Source organism: Nocardioides sp. Soil_C_8 (genome assembly GCF_057656315.1).
Genome location: NZ_JBDGKQ010000001.1, coordinates 1,259,108 through 1,278,327, shown reverse-complemented (window position 1 = coordinate 1,278,327; position 19,220 = coordinate 1,259,108). Strand labels below are relative to the sequence as shown.

General features: G+C 70.9%; 15 protein-coding genes and 1 tRNA gene. 12 read left to right on the top strand and 4 right to left on the bottom strand.

Features of this window, described 5'->3' with window-relative positions; genetic code table 11:
* Positions 1–5 precede the first annotated feature (5 nt).
* From AC3A3L_RS06230 to topA, 6 genes are all read left to right on the top strand, one after another.
* Entirely contained in the window at positions 6–1,190 is a 1,185-nt protein-coding gene (locus AC3A3L_RS06230) for a baeRF2 domain-containing protein (RefSeq protein ID WP_487639146.1), read from the top strand.
* A complete protein-coding gene (locus AC3A3L_RS06225) occupies positions 1,190–1,531 on the top strand; it encodes a DUF3140 domain-containing protein (protein WP_487639145.1) in 342 nt (113 codons plus the stop codon). Before AC3A3L_RS06230 ends, AC3A3L_RS06225 begins: the two co-directional genes overlap by 1 nt.
* A gap of 138 nt (positions 1,532–1,669) precedes the next feature.
* Positions 1,670–3,799, top strand: coding sequence for a PQQ-dependent sugar dehydrogenase (locus AC3A3L_RS06220; protein WP_487639144.1), 2,130 nt, complete (start codon positions 1,670–1,672; stop codon positions 3,797–3,799).
* Between the two features lie 180 nt (positions 3,800–3,979).
* Entirely contained in the window at positions 3,980–6,109 is a 2,130-nt protein-coding gene (locus AC3A3L_RS06215) for a PQQ-dependent sugar dehydrogenase (RefSeq protein WP_487639143.1), read from the top strand.
* Between the two features lie 102 nt (positions 6,110–6,211).
* Positions 6,212–7,246, top strand: coding sequence for a sugar phosphate isomerase/epimerase family protein (locus tag AC3A3L_RS06210; RefSeq protein WP_487639142.1), 1,035 nt, complete (start codon positions 6,212–6,214; stop codon positions 7,244–7,246).
* 179 nt (positions 7,247–7,425) lie between these two features.
* Positions 7,426–10,140 carry a type I DNA topoisomerase gene (topA, locus tag AC3A3L_RS06205; RefSeq protein ID WP_487639141.1) on the top strand — a complete coding sequence of 905 codons (2,715 nt, stop codon included), beginning with the start codon at positions 7,426–7,428 and terminating at the stop codon, positions 10,138–10,140.
* A 15-nt stretch (positions 10,141–10,155) separates the two neighbouring features.
* Here the strand turns inward: topA and AC3A3L_RS06200 are convergent, their stop codons facing one another.
* Entirely contained in the window at positions 10,156–10,857 is a 702-nt protein-coding gene (locus tag AC3A3L_RS06200) for a hypothetical protein (protein WP_487639140.1), read from the bottom strand.
* Between the two features lie 147 nt (positions 10,858–11,004).
* On the opposite strand from AC3A3L_RS06200, the gene AC3A3L_RS06195 reads away from it, so the two are divergent.
* The 4 genes from AC3A3L_RS06195 (at position 11,005) to AC3A3L_RS06180 (ending at position 15,908) form a co-directional block, all read left to right on the top strand.
* Complete coding sequence (locus tag AC3A3L_RS06195) at positions 11,005–12,435, top strand: Vgb family protein (RefSeq protein WP_487639139.1); 1,431 nt, start codon at positions 11,005–11,007, stop codon at positions 12,433–12,435.
* Positions 12,436–12,541: 106 nt separating this feature from the next.
* Complete coding sequence (gene tmk, locus AC3A3L_RS06190) at positions 12,542–13,180, top strand: dTMP kinase (protein WP_487639138.1); 639 nt, start codon at positions 12,542–12,544, stop codon at positions 13,178–13,180.
* A complete protein-coding gene (locus AC3A3L_RS06185; protein WP_487639137.1) occupies positions 13,177–14,349 on the top strand; it encodes a DNA polymerase III subunit delta' in 1,173 nt (390 codons plus the stop codon). The genes tmk and AC3A3L_RS06185 overlap by 4 nt, the downstream gene beginning before the upstream one ends.
* On the top strand, positions 14,349–15,908 hold the full coding sequence (locus AC3A3L_RS06180; protein WP_487639136.1) for an alpha/beta hydrolase: 1,560 nt from the start codon (positions 14,349–14,351) through the stop codon (positions 15,906–15,908). Before AC3A3L_RS06185 ends, AC3A3L_RS06180 begins: the two co-directional genes overlap by 1 nt.
* A gap of 95 nt (positions 15,909–16,003) precedes the next feature.
* Here AC3A3L_RS06180 and AC3A3L_RS06175 read toward each other — a convergent pair whose 3' ends face one another.
* Positions 16,004–16,447: an OsmC family protein gene (locus tag AC3A3L_RS06175; RefSeq protein WP_487639135.1), complete on the bottom strand. Its 444-nt coding sequence runs from the start codon at positions 16,445–16,447 to the stop codon at positions 16,004–16,006.
* Between the two features lie 123 nt (positions 16,448–16,570).
* Between AC3A3L_RS06175 and AC3A3L_RS06170 the strand changes: the two genes are divergently transcribed.
* A tRNA-Thr gene (locus tag AC3A3L_RS06170) sits at positions 16,571–16,643 on the top strand.
* A gap of 55 nt (positions 16,644–16,698) precedes the next feature.
* On the opposite strand, the gene AC3A3L_RS06165 is transcribed toward AC3A3L_RS06170, so the two are convergent.
* Positions 16,699–17,106 (bottom strand): (R)-mandelonitrile lyase, encoded by a 408-nt coding sequence (locus AC3A3L_RS06165; RefSeq protein ID WP_487639134.1) that lies wholly within the window; start codon positions 17,104–17,106, stop codon positions 16,699–16,701.
* Positions 17,107–17,116: 10 nt separating this feature from the next.
* A complete protein-coding gene (locus tag AC3A3L_RS06160; RefSeq protein ID WP_487639133.1) occupies positions 17,117–18,022 on the bottom strand; it encodes a helix-turn-helix transcriptional regulator in 906 nt (301 codons plus the stop codon).
* 174 nt (positions 18,023–18,196) lie between these two features.
* Between AC3A3L_RS06160 and AC3A3L_RS06155 the strand changes: the two genes are divergently transcribed.
* Entirely contained in the window at positions 18,197–19,216 is a 1,020-nt protein-coding gene (locus AC3A3L_RS06155) for a zinc-dependent alcohol dehydrogenase family protein (RefSeq protein WP_487639132.1), read from the top strand.
* Positions 19,217–19,220: the final 4 nt, after the last annotated feature.

Below are 19,220 nucleotides of genomic sequence, written 5' to 3'. Positions count from 1 at the left end.
CGCCCATGACGACAAGACGAGGAGAAGCACTGACAGCGCTCCGCCCGGCCGCGGAGCTCCACGGGGACGTGGTGACCGCCTACGTCGACGTGGGTCGCGCGTCCGAGACCGGCGCGCAGGCGGTCGGGACACGGATCAACAACATCGCCCGCGACCTCGGGTCGGCCGGCATCGACGAGGCGACGGCGACCGCGGTGACCGATCGGTTGGCGCGCCCGACCGGCCACGGGGGCGACGCGTCGCGCGTGGTGGTCGCGCGTGACGGAGCGGTCGTCACCGACCTCGTCGTCGGCGACGGCGTCACCGACCACCACCACGTGGGTCCGGTGGCCCACGTGCTGCGCCTGGGGCGTGCGCTCGCCGACGCGGTGTCGTACGTCCTGGTCCGCGTCGACCACTCCGGAGCCGACATCACCGTCGGTGACACCCTCGGGCTCGACGAGCGCGAGATCGTCAGCGAGGGCGACCACGACGTGATCCACAAGGTGCCGGGAGGCGGCTGGTCGCACCGTCGCTTCCAGACCCGCGCCGAGGACTCGTGGGACCGCAACGCCGACACCGTCGCCAAGGACCTCGACGCGCTCGTGCGCGAGGTCGACCCCGACCTCGTCCTGCTCACCGGCGACGCCCGCGGCATCTCCCGCATCCGGGAGACGGCGGCCGGCCACGTCACCGAGCGGCTCGAGGTCCTGGAGCACGGCAGCCGTGCCGAGGGTGCCTCGGACGACCGTCTCGACGAGGAGGTCGCGGCCGCCGTCCAGCGCTGCCGGAGCGGCCGGATCAACGAGGTCCTCGACCGCCTCGGCCCGGCCGACGCCCCGAAGGCCGTCGGCGTGGCCGACACGGTCGAGGCGCTGCGCCGCGGCGAGGTCGAGACGCTCGTCCTCCTCGAGGGAGCACTCGAGGACCGGCAGGCGTACGCCGGGCCGGACCCGCTGCTGCTCGCCACCGACCCGGGGGAGCTGACGGCGCTCGGCGTCGAGGAGCCCGCGGCGGACTCGCTCGAGGAGCTGTTGTTCCGGGCGGCACTCGGCCAGGACGCCGGGCTGCTCCCGCTGCACGCGCCCGTCGGGGCCCTCCCCGACGGGGTCGGCGCCGTGCTGCGCTTCTCCACCCGCCCCGACCCCGCCGCCACCCAGACGCAGACCGAGGCGCAGACCGAGACCCAGACCGAGAACGAGGTGCCGTGATGGCCGAGTCCCACATCAGCGACGAGCTCTGGAACGAGTTCCACGAGGTGGTCAACATGACCTCGCGCGAGCTCTCCGACTGGCTGCGCACCGAGGCGACCGGCGAGGACGGCCGCGCGACCGAGGGCCTGCCGGAGCTCGAGGTCGGCGAGTCCGTGGTTGCGATCCTCGCCAAGCGGCGCACCGACCTGACGCCCGACGACGTGGACACGATGCAGCACGTGGTCGACCAGGTGCGCACGATCCGCGGCGACGAGCCCGAGCCCGAGGCGTACGACGACGCCACCCGGCGCGCCCTGATGCTTTTCGGTCACGACCCGTTGCGACCCGAGGGCAGCTGACCCCACCCCTCCGGAGGGGGTGTGGGGCCTACTTGTGTCGAGGCGCGGACACAAGTCGCGAGCTCGTTGACGTGACCTGAGTCACGTGCCTACGTTGCTGGTGGCTTGTCAGCCATCTCGGGAAACAGGAGAACACCCATGAGACACCCCCTCCGCGCAGGGCTGACGGCCGCCGTCGGCGCCGCCCTGTGCCTGCCCATGCTGTCCGTGACGACCGTCGCCTCCGCGCACGAGGGTCACGACGACACCCGCCCGGCAGCACCTTCCAGGCAGTTCCAGAAGGTCACCCTCAACGATCGTCCGGGGGAGCCGCTCGACCTGGCCGTGCTGCCCAACGGCGACGTGCTGCACACGACCCGCGGCGGAGTGATCTGGCACAACGACGCCAAGACGGGCGTCAACAGCGTCGCCGGCCGCATCCCGGTCTACCTCCACGACGAGGAGGGCCTGCAGAGCATCGCCCTGGACCCGGGCTACGACGGCAAGAAGAACACGTGGGTCTACGTCTACTACTCGCCTCCGCTCGACACCCCGGCCGACGACGAGAGCACCGCCTCGATCAACGAGGGCGACGCACCGGAGACCGGCTCGGCGGCTGACTTCGAGCGCTACCAGGGCTTCCTGCGCGTCTCGAAGTTCAGGTTCAAGGGCGACCAGATCCGCCTCGGCACCGAGCGCAAGGTCATCGACGTGCCCGTCGACCGCGGCATCTGCTGCCACGTCGGGGGCGACATCGTGTTCGACTCCAAGGGCAACCTCATCCTGTCCACGGGCGACGACTCCAACCCGTTCCAGTCCGACGGCTACGTGCCGCTCGACGAGCGCCCGGACCGCAACCCCGCGTTCGACGCCCAGCGCACGGCCGCCAACACCAACGACCTGCGCGGCAAGATCCTGCGGATCACGCCGAAGGCCAAGGGCGGTTACTCGATCCCGAAGGGCAACCTCTTCCGCAAGGGCACCCCGAAGACGCGCCCGGAGATCTACTCGATGGGCTGGCGCAACCCGTTCCGCATCGAGATCGACCCCGACACCGACGCCCTGTGGGTCGCCGACTACTCGCCCGACGCCAAGAAGGCCAAGGCGAACCGCGGCCCCGCCGGCCACGGCAAGTGGGCGGTCGTCGACGAGCCCGGCAACTACGGCTGGCCCTACTGTGCCACCGCCCGGCTCCCTTACAACGACTACAACTTCGCCACCGACAAGAGCGGCAAGAAGTTCGACTGCTCGGCACCGGTCAACACCTCGGTCCACAACACCGGCAAGCGCAAGCTCCCGCCGGTGACGCAGCCCGAGGTCTGGTACAGCTACGGCAAGTCCAAGCGCTTCCCCGAGCTGAACACGAAGGAGGGTGGCATCGGCCCGATGGCGGGGCCGGCCTACCAGTGGGACAAGAAGGCCGCCTCGGGCCGCAACTCCGTCGCCTGGCCCAAGCGCTACGACGGCACCCCGCTGTTCTACGAATGGACCCGTGACTACATCAAGGGCTTCCACGTCGACGGCACGAAGGTCGGCATCGAGGACGTCGTGCCCGGGATCGTCACCGACAACCCGATGGACATGGAGTTCGGCCCCGACGGCGCGCTCTACGTCCTCGAGTACGGCGACGGCTACTTCGCCGAGAACCCCGACGCCCAGCTCTCGCGCATCGACTTCGTGGGCAAGGGCGGCAACCGCAGCCCGGTCCCGGCGATCGAGGCCGAGCCCACCGCAGGACGCGCCCCGCTGACGGTCGCGTTCAGCAGCGCGGGGACGAAGGACCCCGACGGCGACAAGAAGCTGACCTACGCCTGGGACTTCGACGGTGACGGCAAGGTCGACAGCCGCAAGCGCAACGCGTCCTACACCTACACCGTGGACGGCTCCTACCGCGCCTCGCTGCGGGTGACCGACAAGGGCGGTCGCAGTGCCTCGGCGGACGTCGACGTCGTCGTGGGCAACCAGGCCCCGGAGATCGAGTTCGTCACCCCGGTCGAGGGCCAGACCTTCCGCTTCGGCGACACCGTGACGTACGAGCTGAAGGTCACCGACGACGAGCCCGTCGACTGCAGCCGGGTCACCGTGACCTACGTGCTGGGCCACGACACCCACGGCCACCCGCAGTCCACCGCCACCGGCTGCTCGGGCTCGCTCGTGACCTCCGTGCCCGGTGGTCACGACCCCGCGACCGACGACCTCGCAGCCGTCTTCGTCGCCGAGTACACCGACACGGGCTCGCAGCCCGGGCTCAGCGGCTACGCGGAGGTGGTCCTCGAGCCGGCCGGCTGACCGCAGTCAGGCGGACCCGGGCCTCCCGGGTCCGCCTGCCGCTCACCGCCGGGGGTGGGCTCCGGTACGCCGTACTTGTGTCGACAGGCGAGCAAAAGTCGCTTGCTCGTTGACGTGACGGCGGTCACGTGCCTACGTTGCTAATCGGCTCCTAGCCACCTCGGGAACAGGAGAACCCCCATGAGTCATCCCCCCATCCGCAGTGGGCTCACGGCCGCCGTCGGCGCCGCCCTCTGCCTGCCCATGCTGGCCGTGACCACCGCGGCCAGCGCCCACGAGGGCCACGACGACACGGCCCCGCCCCCGCCCGCCGGGGCGTTCCAGAAGGTCACGCTCAACGACCGTCCGGGCGAGGCGATCGACCTCGCCGTGCTGCCCGACGGCGACGTCCTGCACACCACGCGTGCCGGCGTCATCTGGCACAACGACGCGCAGACGGGTGTCAACAGCGTCGCCGGCCGCATCCCGGTCTACCTCCACGACGAGGAGGGCCTGCAGAGCATCGCCCTCGACCCGGGCTACGACGGCAAGAAGAACAAGTGGATCTACCTCTACTACTCGCCGCCGCTCGACACCCCCGCCGACGACCCGGCCACCGCCTCGATCAACGAGGGCGACGCCCCGGAGACCGGCACCGCGGCCGACTTCGCGCCCTACAAGGGACACCTGACCGTCGCCCGGTTCCGCTACTCGGGTGGGCAGGTGGACCTGGGCTCGGAGCAGAAGGTGCTCGACGTCCCCGTCGACCGCGGCATCTGCTGCCACGTCGGCGGCGACATCGTCTTCGACTCGGCGGGCAACCTGATCCTGTCGACCGGTGACGACACCAACCCGTTCCAGTCCGACGGTTTCGTGCCGCTCGACGAGCGCCCCGACCGCAACCCCGCGTTCGACGCCCAGCGCACCTCCGCCAACACCAACGACCTGCGCGGCAAGATCCTGCGGATCACCCCCAAGGCCGGTGGCGGCTACACCATCCCGAAGGGGAACCTGTTCGCCCCCGGCACGCCGAAGACGCGTCCGGAGATCTACTCGATGGGCTGGCGCAACCCGTTCCGCATCGAGATCGACCCCGACACCGACGACATCTGGGTCGCCGACTACTCGCCCGACGCCCGCGCCGCCAACCCGGACCGCGGTCCTGCGGGCCACGGCAAGTGGGCGGTCGTGGACAAGCCGTCCAACTACGGCTGGCCCTACTGCGCCACGGCCGAGCTGCCCTACAACGACTTCGACTTCGCCACCCGCACGAGTGGCCCGAAGTTCAGCTGCGACGCCCCCGTCAACGACTCGATCCACAACACCGGCCTGCGCGAGCTGCCGGCCGTGGAGCAGCCCGAGGTCTGGTACACCTACAGCCAGTCCGCCGAGTTCCCCGAGCTCGAGACCGGCGGCATCGGCCCGATGGCCGGACCGGCGTACCAGTGGGACAAGAAGGCCACCAAGGGCCGCAACCCCGTCGCCTGGCCCAAGCGCTACGACGACACCCCGCTGTTCTACGAATGGACCCGCGACTACATCAAGGGCTTCCACCTCGAGGACGGCGAGGTCGCCGCGATCGAGGACGTCGTCGCCGACATCGTCACCGACAACCCGATGGACATGGAGTTCGGTCCTGACGGCGCTCTCTACGTGCTCGAGTACGGCGACGGCTACTTCGCCGAGAACCCCGACGCGCAGCTCTCCCGCATCGACTTCGTCGGCGAGGGCGGCAACCGCAGCCCGGTCCCGGCGATCAAGGCCGAGCCGACCGCGGGCAAGGCGCCGCTGACGGTCGACTTCTCCAGCGCCGGCACCGCCGACCCGGACGGTGACACCAAGCTGAAGTACGCCTGGGACTTCGACGGTGACGGCAAGGTCGACAGCCGCAAGGCGAACGGCTCGTACACCTACACGTCGGACGGCAGCTACCGCGCCACGCTGACGGTGACCGACCAGGGCGGGCGCCGCGCCTCGGCCGACGTCGACATCGTCGTCGGCAACCAGGCCCCCGTCGTCGAGTTCGTCACCCCGGTGGCAGGCCAGTCGTTCAGCTTCGGCGACACCGTGACGTACGAGGTCAAGGTCACCGACGACGAGCCCGTCGACTGCAGCCGGGTGACCGTGACCTACGTGCTGGGCCACGACAGCCACGGCCACCCGCAGTCCACCGCCACGGGCTGCACCGGCTCGCTGACCACCTCGGTGCCCGAGGGCCACGACCCGGCGACGGACGACCTCTCGGCCGTCTTCGTCGCGCAGTACACCGACACCGGCTCGGAGCCCGGCCTCACCGGCTCCGACGAGGTCCGCCTCGAGCCGGCCGGCTGAGCACCACCCTCCCGACCAGAGGCGGGCCCGGGTCGCCCCGGGCCCGCCTCAGGCCACCAGCACCACCCGACACCCGAGTTCCCCCGAGAAAGAAGGCAGCACATGTGTTTCGGATATGACGGCGACGCCGCCCTGCGCGAGTCGCTCGAGAGGAAGGGCGCCAGCCGCCGCGGCCTGCTGCGCGGTGCCGTCGCCGGCGCAGCGGGAGCCACCGTGCTCGCCGCAGGCTCCCCGGCCATGGCCGGCAAGCCCAGCAGCCACCCGGGCAAGGGCCACGGCCACGGCCACGGCCGGCAGAAGGAGGTCCCGACCGACCTCATCAGCATCCAGCTCTACACCCTGCGCTCGGCGATGACGACCAACGCCAGCGTCCTCCAGCAGTTCGACCAGCTGGCGAAGTTCGGCTACGAGCGCGTGGAGCGCGCCGGCCTCTACCCGGGAGCCGGGCTCGACACCGCGGCCAAGCTCAAGGCCGAGCTCGACAAGCGCGGCATCTGGGCCTCGTCGAGCCACGACGGCATCAGCACCGTCCAGGGCGGCACCGCCCTCGACCCGGTGGCGCTCAACAAGAAGCTCGACGACGCCAACACGTTCGGCCAGAAGTACCTCGTCGTGCCCTACCTCAACTCCAACGTCAAGGCCGACTGGGAGCGGTGGGCCGAGCAGATGAACATCGAGGCACGGGCCGCGAAGAAGCGCGGGCTGCGCTACGGCTACCACAACCACGCGCACGAGTTCACGATCGACCTCGGTGGCGGGGTGACCCCGTGGGACATCCTCACCAGCGAGCTCGACCCCAAGTACGTCCACCTCGAGGTCGACCTCTACTGGGCCTACACCGGTGGCGTGAACACCAACGCTGCCGACCCGCTGCAGTTCGCGATCGACGTGATCCGCTCGGCCCCGCAGGAGGTCCGTCAGTACCACGTCAAGGACCGCCACAGCGCCGACGCCGTCGCGCTCTACAACCAGCAGCCCGGCGACATGGCCGACCTCGGCCTCGGCGTGATCGACTTCCCGACGATCTTCAAGGCCCACCAGGTCGAGGAGTACATCGTCGAGAACGACACCCCGGACTTCCGGCCCGCGGCCACCGCCAACACCGGGTTCCGCTACCTGGACGGTCTCGAGTTCTGACCCGTCCGCCAGCCTGACGCGATCGGGCCCCACGTCCTCGTGGCGTGGGGCCCGAGCCGTGCCGGGCACCTCTGCCGCGGGGCCCCTGTGGACGGCGGGGAGTGGCGATCTCGGAAACTGGCGCTACCGTTGCGGCGCTGAGCAACATCGCAGCGCACAACTTGAGGGAGCAAACACACGTGGCAAAGCTCGTCATCGTCGAGTCCCCGGCCAAGGCCCGCACCATCGGCGGCTACCTGGGCGCGGACTACGTCGTCGAGTCCTCCATCGGTCACATCCGCGACCTGCCCAACAACGCCGCGGACACCCCGGCCAAGATCAAGGACAAGCCGTGGGGCCGGCTCGCCGTCGACGTCGACAACGGCTTCGAGCCCTACTACGTCGTGCCGCGCGACAAGAAGAGCCACATCGCCAAGCTGAAGAAGCTGGTCAAGGACGCCGACGCGCTCTACCTCGCCACCGATGAGGACCGCGAGGGCGAGGCGATCGCCTGGCACCTCCTCGACGAGCTGAAGCCGCCGAAGGGCCTGCCGGTGCACCGGATGGTCTTCCACGAGATCACCAAGCCCGCGATCCTCGCCGCGGTGGACAACCCCCGCGAGATCAACGACGACCTCGTCGAGGCCCAGGAGGCGCGTCGCATCCTCGACCGCCTCTACGGCTACGAGGTGTCGCCCGTGCTGTGGAAGAAGGTCATGTCCGGGCTGTCCGCGGGTCGCGTGCAGTCCGTGGCGACCCGCCTGGTCGTCGACCGCGAGCGCGAGCGGATGAAGTTCCGCGTCGCCTCCTACTGGGACCTCGACGCCACCTTCGACGCCGGCACGGGCCACGACCCGCGGATGTTCCCCGCCAAGCTCTACAGCGTCGACGACGTCCGCGTCGCCCGCGGCGCCGACTTCGACAACACCGGCGAGCTGAAGGGCAAGGACAGTCCCAAGTCTGCGCGCGTCCACCTCAGCCGCGCCGACGCCGAGGCGCTCGCCGCCGGCCTGGGCGAGACGTCGTACGACGTGCGCTCGGTGGAGTCCAAGCCCTACCGCCGCTCGCCCTACGCGCCCTTCCGCACCACCACGCTGCAGCAGGAGGCCAGCCGCAAGCTCGGGATGAGCGCCAGCGTGACGATGTCGGTCGCGCAGCGGCTCTACGAGAACGGCTTCATCACCTACATGCGTACGGACTCCACGACGCTCTCGGACGCCGCGGTGGGTGCCGCGCGCGACCAGGTGCGTGAGCTGTACGGCGCCGAGTACCTGCCCGACTCGCCCCGGACCTACGCCTCCAAGGTGAAGAACGCGCAGGAGGCGCACGAGGCGATCCGGCCCGCCGGCGACACGTTCCGCACGCCGGCGCAGACCGGCCTGTCCGGCGAGCAGTTCCGCCTCTACGAGCTGATCTGGATGCGCACCGTCGCCTCGCAGATGAAGGACGCCACCGGCAACTCGGTGACGATCCGCATCGGAGGCGCCGCCGCCGACGGCCGTGACGTCGTGTTCAGCGCCAGCGGTCGCACGATCACCTTCCACGGCTTCCTCAAGGCCTACGTCGAGGACATCGACGACGCGTCCAAGCGCCGCGACGACGCCGAGACCCGCCTGCCCAACCTCACCCAGGGTGCGGCGGTGTCGGCGGCCACGCTCACGCCCGAGGGCCACGAGACCAAGCCCCCGGCACGCTACACCGAGGCGACGCTCATCAAGGAGCTCGAGGACCGCGAGATCGGCCGTCCGTCGACCTACGCCTCGATCATCGGCACGATCCTCAACCGCGGCTACGTCTACAAGAAGGGCACCGCGCTGGTGCCGGCATGGCTGGCGTTCTCGGTGATCCGGCTGCTCGAGGAGCACTTCCCGCGGCAGGTGTCCTACGAGTTCACCGCCTCGATGGAGGACGTGCTCGACGACATCGCCGGTGGCCGGCGCGACCGCGTGTCCGAGCTCGGCGAGTTCTACTACGGCTCCGGCGACATCACCGGCCTCAAGACGCTGGTCACCGAGCTCGGCGACATCGACGCCAAGGAGATGGCGACCTTCCCGATCGGCGAGGGCATCGACCTGCGGGTCGGCCGCTACGGCCCCTACGTCGAGGGCCCCGGGCCCGACGGTGGCGACGCCGCGCCGGTCCGCGCCAACGTCCCCGACGACCTGCCGCCCGACGAGCTGACCGTGGCGAAGGCCAAGGAGCTGCTGGCCAACCCGGCCGGCGAGGAGCAGGTGATCGGCAACCACCCCGACACCGGCCTGCAGATCGTGGCCAAGAACGGCCGCTTCGGGCCCTACGTCACCGAGCTGCTGCCCGACGACGCGCCCAAGTCGGCCAAGCCGCGCACCGGGTCGCTCTTCAAGTCGATGACGCTCGACACGGTCACGCTCGAGCAGGCCGTCCGGCTCCTCGACCTGCCCCGCATCGTCGGCACCGACGAGGACGGCACGGAGATCACCGCGCAGAACGGTCGCTACGGGCCCTACCTCAAGAAGGGCACCGACTCGCGCTCGCTCACGAGCGAGGACCAGATCTTCGACATCACGCTCGACCAGGCCAAGGCGATCTACGCCCAGCCCAAGCAGCGCGGCCGCGGCGCGGCCACCCCGCCGCTCAAGGAGCTCGGCAACGACCCGGTCTCCGGCCAGCCGGTGATCGTCAAGGCCGGTCGCTTCGGCGAGTACGTCACCGACGGCGAGTACAACGCCACCCTCCGCAAGGACGACACCGTCGAGTCGATCACCCTCGAGCGCGCGGCCGAGCTGCTCGCCGAGCGCCGCGAGCGCGGCCCGGCGAAGAAGGCCGCCAAGAAGGGCGCGAAGAAGGCACCGGCCAAGAAGACCGCTGCGAAGAAGACGACCGCCAAGAAGACCGCGGCCAAGAAGACGGCGAAAAAGGCGACCAAGAAGTCCTGAACCGCCTCGCTGATCTCAGCGCAGCGCTGCTCCGATGGCGGACGCCAGGAGGAAGGCCCAGCCTCCGGTGAGGCGGTAGGCGCCAGTGCGCGGACGCCACAGTCCGGTGAGGCCGCCGAACAGCAGGAAGAGCGGCATGCCGATCGGCGTCAGCAGGACGAACCACGCCCAGCCCCATCGGGTCGCGCGCCAGGGTTCGATGCTGCCCACCAGGAAGAGGGTCACCGGCACCATGGCGAGGCCGACGAGTGCGAGCCAGCCCGGTGCGCGGAAGCCGAAGATCGTCGTGGACGTCCCCGCGTAGTAGGTCGGAGTGGAGCCGACGACCTCCACCTCGGGCCCGCCGCTGGTGAGTGCTGCGGCGACGTCACCGACGACGACCTCGTCCCGCGGGCGCTGCACCTTGCGGGCCTGTCGCTCGCTGGACGCCTGGGTCACCGTGGTGACGTACGCGATGCCGTGCTCCCGCCAGCGGATCGTGACGGGGGCGTACCCGATCCCGACCATGTCGTCGTCCGACATCCGCACCTCGGTGACGTCGCCCGCTGCGATGGCAGCCCGCAGGTCCCGCACGGGGACCTCGCGCTCGCCCAGGACCGCAGCACCGACGCAGACCAGCGCGAGCACGGCGAGCACCGACCAGGCCGCGATGCGATCCCAGCGACCCGCCGGTGGCGTCGGCTTCGCCGTACGCTCCACGATCTCCGTCGTCGCCATGCTTCCCCCTCCGGCTGGACGATCCTAGGGGAGAGTTCATCCGTTGGTCTCTGGCTCGGACCCCGGGCGGGCTGGTGGGGTGGAGCTGACGGTGGGACGCGTGACCATGGGGGGATCGCGCCGCCGCGGACGGAAGTGACACGACCGATGGCCCGTGCCCGCCTTGCCCTGCTCACCGCGCTCACGTTGCTGGTGGGCCCGCTCCTCGTCGTCACCGGTACGACGTCCGCGCACGCCGCCGTGAGCGTGTTCCCCGTGCCGACCAGCAATGCCGGCCTGGGGCGCATCGTCACGGCCCCTGACGGAAACATGTGGTTCGTCGAGGAGGACGCCAACAAGATCGGTCGGATCACCCCCGCTGGGGAGATCGCGGAGTTCAACCTGCCGGCGACGACGACCGGCAGTGTCGACGGCAGCGTGATGGACCTCGATGTCGCCCCGAACGGCGTCGTGTGGGTGACCTACGACTACGGACGCAAGGCCGTCAGCATCGACCCCACCACCGCCAACGGCCAGGTCTACGGCCTCTACCCCGAGTCCCCGTACGGCGGCGCCGTGCGCGTCGGGCCGGACGGCGCCGTCTGGATCACGATGAACTACGACGAGTCCGGCATCATGCGGATCGTCCCCGGCCAGCCCTACAGCTGGACCGACAATGCTCCCGAGTGCGAGGACGTCCTGGGCGAGGCGGCCGACGGCACGATGTGGTGCCAGGGCGGGCACGCAGGCGGTCTGGACACCGTCGTCAGGGTGGGTGCGGACGCCAACAGCGGCACGACCTACCCCCTGCCGAGCGACGCGACGTACCCCAATGCCCTCACCGGTGGCCCGGTCGGCTCGATCTGGTTCACCCGCAGCAGCAGCGGCACGATCTTCACCAGCCCCAACAGCGGGTCGATCGGCTACCTCGACGCAGCGAGCGGCGCAACGAAGATCTGGCAGACCGGCTCGCGCACGGCCCCGCAGGACCTCGTGAAGGGACCCGACAACCAGATGTGGTTCACCAACGGGGGTGCCGCGCCCGGCATCGGGCACATCTCCGCCACCGGCGTCGGTGCGATCAGCTCGGTGGGCAGCTACGAGCCGACCTCGCTGACCTTCGGCCCCGACGGCGCGATCTGGTTCACCGACGCGAAGAACAACGTGATCGTGCGCGTCACCACCGACCAGGTCGCCACGACCAACATCGACCTCGGGAACGGCGTCACGATGGTGGCGCCGACCGCCCCGACACCGCCGCCGGCGGCCGCCGCAACCGCGGGCAAGCTGCCCAAGGTCAAGGGCGTCGCGAAGCTCAGGAAGAAGCGGCTGACCGTGCCGGTCTCCTGCCCGGCGAGCGCGGCCGGCGGGTGCGCCGGGCGCCTCGGGCTCGAGACCGCCAAGGGCGGCAAGGCGCTGGCGAAGCAGAAGGCCTACAAGGTCGCGCCGGGCAAGAAGGCGAAGGTCAGGGTGAAGCTGTCGAGGAAGGGCCTGCGGCTCGTGCGCCCGGGGCGCACGACGAAGGTCCGCGTGGAGCTGAGGCTGCCCGGGTCGAAGAAGGTCCAGGCGAAGCGGACGATCAAGGTCCGGCGAGGCTGACCGGGGAACGTGTCCCACCCCGCCCGTAGGGTGTGCTCGTGAGGACCACCCCACGAAGTTCCCCTCCTCCGCTGCGCTCCCCCGGACAACACCGCGGGGACCCCGGATGAGCAGCGGAGTGTTTTCGGAGACCGGGCTCTTCGTGTGCTTCGAGGGCGGCGAGGGGGCCGGCAAGTCCACCCAGTCGCGCCTGCTGCGCGACTGGCTCGTCGAGCGCGGCGAGACGGTCCTGCTCACCTTCGAGCCCGGCGACACCTCCGTCGGCAAGGAGCTGCGGCGCATCGTCCTCGACCCGGCGACCGGTGACCTGTCCGACCGCACGGAGGCCCTGCTCTACGCCGCCGACAAGGCCGAGCACGTCGACCACGTGGTCCTGCCCGCCCTCGCCCGCGGCGAGGTCGTGATTACCGACCGCTACGTCGACTCCACGCTGGCATACCAGGGCGCCGGCCGCACCCTCGACGTCGCCGAGGTCGAGGCCGTCGCCCGCTGGGCCACCGGTGACCTCCGCCCGCACCTCACCGTCGTCCTCGACCTCGAGCCGCAGGCCGGGCTCGACCGGTTCACCGGCCGCGACCGGATCGAGGGGCAGTCGCTGGAGTTCCACCAGCGCGTGCGGCAGGGCTTCCTCGGCCTCGCCGCCGCCGACCCCGACCACTACGTCGTGCTGGACGCGCGGGCGCCGATCGAGGAGATCGCCGCGGCGATCCAGCAGCGCCTCGAGCCGCTGCTGGAGGGCCGATGACGACCGCCACGCGCACCGTGTGGTCCGACCTCGTCGGCCAGCGCCCGACCATCGAGGTCCTCCAGCACGCCGCCGCGGGCGTCGGCATGACCCACGCCTGGCTGTTCACCGGGCCGCCGGGATCCGGCCGGTCCAACGTCGCGCGCGCCTTCGCCGCGGCATTGCAGTGCGAGCGGCAGACCGGCTGCGGGGAGTGCGAGGCGTGCCGGCTCGGCACCAGCGGCTCCCACCCCGACATCACCTGGGTGAAGTCGGAGACCTCCGTGCTCTACGTCGACGACATGCGCGACCTCGTGCAGTCCGCGGCGAAGTTCCCCGCGATCGGGCGCTGGCAGATCGTGGTGATCGAGGACGCCGACCGGCTCGGCACCCCGGAGAACCCGCGCACCGGCAACGCGCTCCTCAAGGCGATCGAGGAGCCGACGCCCAAGACGGTGTGGCTGCTGTGCGCGCCGACCGTCCAGGACGTCCTCCCGACGATCCGCTCCCGCTGCCGTACCCTGACGCTCGCGACCCCCGGCACGCGTGACGTGGCGGCCTTCCTGACCGGCAACGACGGCATCTCCGAGACGATGGCCGGATTCGCCGCGCGCGCCAGCCAGGGTCACATCGGGCGCGCCCGCGCGCTGGCCCTCGACGAGGAGACCCGCACCCGCCGCCGCGAGGTGATCAGCATCCCCGCCCGCCTGACGTCCCTGGGCTCCTGCATGACCGCGGCGACCAACCTCGCCGAGCTCGCCAAGGAGGAGACCGAGGCGATCACGGCCGACGCGGAGCGCCGCGAGCTGCAGGAGCTGCAGGCGATCTTCGGCAGCGAGCGCAAGGACACCACGAGCCGGTCCTACCGCGCAGCGCTCGCCGGGCTGGAGAAGCTGCAGAAGCAGAAGGCCAAGCGGCGCGTGCTCGACGTGATCGACCGGGCGCTGATGGACCTCGTGTCGGTCTACCGCGACGCGATCGCGCTGTCCGTCGGCGCGCCCGGGCTGCTCGTCAACGAGGAGCTGCGCGGCGACGTCGCGGTCGTCGCGCGGGCCGCCTCGCCCGAGGAGCTGCTGCGGATGATCGACGCGATCTTCACCGCCCGTGAGCAGATGCTGGAGTTCAACGTGCCGCCCCAGCTGGCACTGGAGTCGATGACGGTCGCGCTGCGACTGCCCGGAGGACGCTGATGAAGAAGGCGGTCGCGATCGTCGCCGTCCTTGCGCTCGCCCTCACCGCCTTCGTGGCGGTCGGGCTCGCGATCCAGGGCGCCACCCCCGACTCCTCCCCGGCCGCCGAGCCGACGCCCTCGCCGACGACACCGCCACCGGCCACGGTCACCGAGGCGCCGTCCCCGGAGCTCGCCGACCTCTACTCCCAGCGCATCGACTGGCAGCCCTGCGAGAGCGACGAGGACCATGACTGCGGCTTCCTCACCGTGCCGGTCGACTACGCCGACCCGCAGGGGGAGACGATCGACCTGGCGCTGCTCCGGGTCCCGGCCAAGGGCGCACGCGTGGGCTCCCTGGTGGTGAACCCCGGCGGCCCTGGCGCCCGCGGCACGACGTACGCCGCCGCGGGCGGGCAGGTGTTCCGCGAGCCGCTGCTCGACGGCTTCGACATCGTCGGCTTCGACCCCCGCGGCGTCGGCGCCTCGGCCCCGGTCGACTGCCTCAGCGACGCCGAGCTCGACGCCTACCTCGCCGGCGACCCGACCCCCGACACGGCAGGCGAGCTGGCCGACTACCGCTCGTCGGTGATGTCGTTCGGCGACAAGTGCGTGGCCGGCTCGGGGCCGGTCGTCGGCCACGTGACGACCATCGAGGCCTCCCGCGACATGGACGTGCTGCGGTCGGCGCTGGGGGAGGAGCAGCTCAGCTACTTCGGCGCCTCCTACGGCACCGAGCTCGGCGCCACCTACGCCGAGCTGTTCCCCGACAAGGTCGGCCGCTTCGTCCTCGACGGCGCCGTCGACGTCTCCCTGGACGCCAAGTCGCTCGCGCTCGAGCAGGCCACCGGGTTCGAGACCGCGCTGCGGGCCTACGTGCAGAACTGCCTCGACACCACCGACAGCTGCTTCCTCGGCGACACCGTCGACGAGGGCCTGGCCACGATCACCGGACTGCTCGACTCGATCGAGGAGGAGCCGCTGCCCGCCGGCGACCGCGAGCTGACGATCGGCAACGCCTTCTACGGCGTCATCACCCCGCTCTACAACCGCGACTACTGGTTCCTGCTCAGCACCGCGCTCGCCTCCGCGCTGGACGGCAAGGGCTCGGCGTTGATGTCGCTGGCCGACGCCTACGCCTCGCGCAACCCCGACGGCAGCTACGCCGACAACTCGGTGGAGGCCAACTACTCGATCAACTGCCTCGACGACCCGACGTCGGTGCCGTTCGCCGAGGTGCCGTCGCTGTTCCCCGAGTTCGAGGAGGCCTCGCCCACCTTCGGCCGGGTCTTCGCCTGGGGGATGACCGGGTGCCGCGGCGTCGACGTGACCTCCAGCGAGGAGCCGCTGACGATCCGCGGCGAGGGCGCCGCGCCGATCGTGGTGCTCGGCACGAGCCGCGACCCCGCAACGCCGCTCAAGTGGGCGCAGGCCCTCTCCGCCCAGCTCGACTCCGGGGTGCTCGTCGAGCGCGACGGCGACGGCCACACGGCCTACAACGCCGGCAACGAGTGCATCGACACCCTCGTCGAGGACTACCTCCTCGACGGCGACGTGCCCGCCGACGGCACCTCCTGCTGACACCTGGCCCCGCTGGTCGAGGAGGGACGGAGTCCCGTCACGAGACCGGGTCTCGTGACGGTCGCTGCTCGACCTCCTCGACCAACGTGGGTGGTTCAGCCCTCGAGCGCGGCGTCGAGCGTGATGTCGACCGCGGCGAGTGCCTTGCTGATCGGGCACCCGACCTTGGCCTTCTCGGCGGCCTCCTTGAAGCCTGCGTCGTCGAGCCCGTCGACCTCACCGCGCACGGTGAGCTTGATGCCGGTGAGCTTGAAGCCACCGGCCTCCTTGTCCTCGCCGAGGGTCACGTCGGCCGTCACCTCGAGGGCCTGCGGCGTGCCACCCGCCTCGGCGACCAGGTTCGACAGCTGCATGGCGTAGCAGGACGAGTGGGCCGCGGCGACGAGCTCCTCGGGGCTCGTCGTCCCGCCCGCGTCCTCCGCGGCGCGCTTGGGGAAGCTGACGTCGTACGTGCCGACCTTCGAGCTGGTCAGCTCGACCTGGCCGGAGCCGTCCTGGAGTCCGCCGTTCCAGGCCGTGCGTGCGGTGCGAGTGGGCATCGTGCCTCCTGAGATGAGGAATGTGCGGTCGCTCCGAACCTAGCCGGTGGACCGTGATTTCAGTCCCGGCCAGCCGCCTCCGTATACTCGCCCGCGGTCCACCGAGCACGCTCGGCAGGCCACGCCGCCTTAGCTCAGTCGGTAGAGCGAATCACTCGTAATGATTAGGTCGTCGGTTCGATTCCGACAGGCGGCTCCGACTCCCCCGTGGACCCGAGACCACGGGGGAGTCTTCTGCGTCCGGGCATCCGTCAGGCGGAGTACTCCTCGTCGGTGACGTGCTCGAGCCAGGTCACGACCTCGCCCCTCTCATCGGCCTCCTGGATCGCGACGTGGGCCATGAAGCGGTCGGCGGTCGCGCCGTGCCAGTGCTCCTCGTCGGGCTCGATGTAGACGACGTCGCCGGGCCGGATCTCCCGGACCCCGCCGTCACGTGTCGCGACGTAGCCGATGCCGTCGGTGACGTAGAGCGTCTGGCCCTTGGGGTGGTGGTGCCAGGCGGTGCGGGCACCGGGGGTGAAGCGGACGTGGGCGCAGCCGACGGCGGACTGGTCGTCGGGGTTGCGGATCCCGTCGATGTAGACGTCGCCGGTGAACCAGTCGGCGGGTCCCGCGGCGGTGGCGGTGCCGCTGCGGGTGGAGCTGGGGGTGAGCTTCATCGCGGTTCTCCTACGAATGGTCGGTGGGGACGGCTGCCTGCCCCGACGCCTGCTCGGATGCGGCCCAGGAGGCGAGCAGCCGGAGACGTTCGGCGGACGGCGAACCGGGTTCGGCGGTGTAGACGAGCAGGACGAGCCCGGGTTCGGCGGTGATGGCGAGCTCCTCGTAGACCAGGGTGAGCTCGCCCACCACGGGGTGGTCGAACCGCTTCGTGCCGGCGCCGTGTGTGCGGACGTCGTGGGCCGCCCAGAGCCGGCGGAAGGTCTCGCTGCGGGTGGACAGCTCGCCGACGAGGTCCTGCAGCCCGCGGTCGTGCGGGTCTCGTCCGGCCTCGGCGCGCATGATGCCCACGCACATCTCGGCGAACAGCTCCCAGTCGGGGTAGAAGTCGCGAGAGGCCGGGTCGAGGAACTGGAAGCGCGCCAGGTTCGGCGTACGACCTCGCGCCTGCTCGTCGGAGCCGATGACGGGGGAGTAGAAGGCGCGCCCCAGGGTGTTGGTCGCCAGCAGGTTCTGGTGCGGATCGCGGACGAAGGCGACGCCGTCGGTGATGGCCTCGAGCGCCCACTGCAGGCTGAGCCGTGACGCCGCCCTGGTGGGGGTACGACGTCGCCGCCGGCCGCTGGTCGGGATGCCGTCCGCGGCGCGGGCGAGGTCGTACAGGTGGGCGCGTTCGGTCTCGTCGAGCTGCAGCGCGGTCGACAGTGCCTCCAGGACGCTCGAGGACGCGCCGGCGATCTGGCCCCGCTCGAGCCGGGCGTAGTACTCCACGCTCAGGCCGGCCAGCGTCGCGACCTCGCTGCGCCGCAGCCCGGGCACGCGCCGGCTGCCCGTGGTGGCGAGCCCGACCTGGTCGGGGGTGATGCGCGCACGCCGGGTGGTGAGGAACTCGCGCACGTCGTCTCGGTTGTCCACGACATCGAGGGTAGGCCGCTCCGGTGGCCGCTCGTAGCCACGAGGGGTGCCCTGTCAGTGCACCCCTCGACAGGGACTCCCACCTGCCCCGGGCAGCGGGTTCACTCGGGGTGAGGCGGCAGGAGCCGCCTCCCAGATGCCACGAAGAAGACCACGAAGAAGGAGCCCAGCGCCATGCGCCAGGTAGTCATGCACGCACCCGGGGACGTACGCGTCGAGGACCGCGAGGACCCCACCATCATCGAGCCCACCGACGCCATCATCCGGCTGTCCGCCACCTGCATCTGCGGCAGCGACCTGTGGCCCTACCGCGGCGCCGAGCCGGTCGAGCACCAGGTGATGGGCCACGAGTACGTCGGTGTGGTCGAGCAGGTGGGCGACGAGGTCCGCACCGTGAAGGTCGGCGACTTCGTCGTGGGGTCCTTCTGGGCGTCCGACAACACGTGCGAGATCTGCGAGGCCGGCTACCAGGCCTACTGCACGCACCGCGTCCTCATGGGCACCATCGGCACCCAGTCCGAGCTGGCCCGTGTCCCGCTGGCCGACGGCACCCTGGTCGCCACGCCGGGCATGCCCGACGCCGACCTCATCCCCTCGCTCATGGCGGCCTCCGACGTCCTCGGCACCGGCTGGTTCGCGGCCGTCGCCGCCGAGGCGGGCCCCGGCAAGACCGTCGCCGTGGTGGGCGACGGCGCCGTGGGGCTGCTCGGCATCCTGGCCGCGAAGCAGCTCGGTGCCGAGCGCATCATCGCCTTCAGCCGCCACGCCGACCGTCAGGCGCTGGCCCGCGAGTTCGGCGCCACCGACATCGTCGAGGAGCGCGGCGAGGACGGTGTCGCGAAGGTCAAGGAGCTCACCGACGGGCTCGGCGCCCACTCGGTCATCGAGGCCGTCGGCACCCAGGAGGCGATGATGCAGGCCATCCACTCGACCCGTCCCGGCGGGCACGTCGGCTTCGTCGGCGTCTCCCACGACGTCGCCATCCCGGGCGACGAGCTCTTCATGGCAGGCGTCCACATCCACGGCGGCCCCGCACCCGTACGACGGTTCCTCCCCGAGCTGGTCCAGCTCATCTGGGACCGGAAGATCGACCCCGGCAAGGTCTTCGACCTCACCCTCCCCCTCGACAAGGCCGCCGAGGGCTACGCCGCGATGGACCAGCGCACCGCCACCAAGGTGCTCCTGCTCCCGTGAGCGG

What these genes read in the sequence shown, in the direction of transcription:
- AC3A3L_RS06230 (WP_487639146.1), top strand. Translation starts at nt 6, where the DNA reads ATGACGACAAGACGAGGAGAAGCACTGACAGCGCTCCGCCCGGCCGCG.
- AC3A3L_RS06225 (WP_487639145.1), top strand. Translation starts at nt 1,190, where the DNA reads ATGGCCGAGTCCCACATCAGCGACGAGCTCTGGAACGAGTTCCACGAG.
- AC3A3L_RS06220 (WP_487639144.1), top strand. Translation starts at nt 1,670, where the DNA reads ATGAGACACCCCCTCCGCGCAGGGCTGACGGCCGCCGTCGGCGCCGCC.
- AC3A3L_RS06215 (WP_487639143.1), top strand. Translation starts at nt 3,980, where the DNA reads ATGAGTCATCCCCCCATCCGCAGTGGGCTCACGGCCGCCGTCGGCGCC.
- AC3A3L_RS06210 (WP_487639142.1), top strand. Translation starts at nt 6,212, where the DNA reads ATGTGTTTCGGATATGACGGCGACGCCGCCCTGCGCGAGTCGCTCGAG.
- AC3A3L_RS06200 (WP_487639140.1), bottom strand. Translation starts at nt 10,857, where the DNA reads ATGGCGACGACGGAGATCGTGGAGCGTACGGCGAAGCCGACGCCACCG.
- AC3A3L_RS06195 (WP_487639139.1), top strand. Translation starts at nt 11,005, where the DNA reads ATGGCCCGTGCCCGCCTTGCCCTGCTCACCGCGCTCACGTTGCTGGTG.
- tmk (WP_487639138.1), top strand. Translation starts at nt 12,542, where the DNA reads ATGAGCAGCGGAGTGTTTTCGGAGACCGGGCTCTTCGTGTGCTTCGAG.
- AC3A3L_RS06185 (WP_487639137.1), top strand. Translation starts at nt 13,177, where the DNA reads ATGACGACCGCCACGCGCACCGTGTGGTCCGACCTCGTCGGCCAGCGC.
- AC3A3L_RS06180 (WP_487639136.1), top strand. Translation starts at nt 14,349, where the DNA reads ATGAAGAAGGCGGTCGCGATCGTCGCCGTCCTTGCGCTCGCCCTCACC.
- AC3A3L_RS06175 (WP_487639135.1), bottom strand. Translation starts at nt 16,447, where the DNA reads ATGCCCACTCGCACCGCACGCACGGCCTGGAACGGCGGACTCCAGGAC.
- AC3A3L_RS06165 (WP_487639134.1), bottom strand. Translation starts at nt 17,106, where the DNA reads ATGAAGCTCACCCCCAGCTCCACCCGCAGCGGCACCGCCACCGCCGCG.
- AC3A3L_RS06155 (WP_487639132.1), top strand. Translation starts at nt 18,197, where the DNA reads ATGCGCCAGGTAGTCATGCACGCACCCGGGGACGTACGCGTCGAGGAC.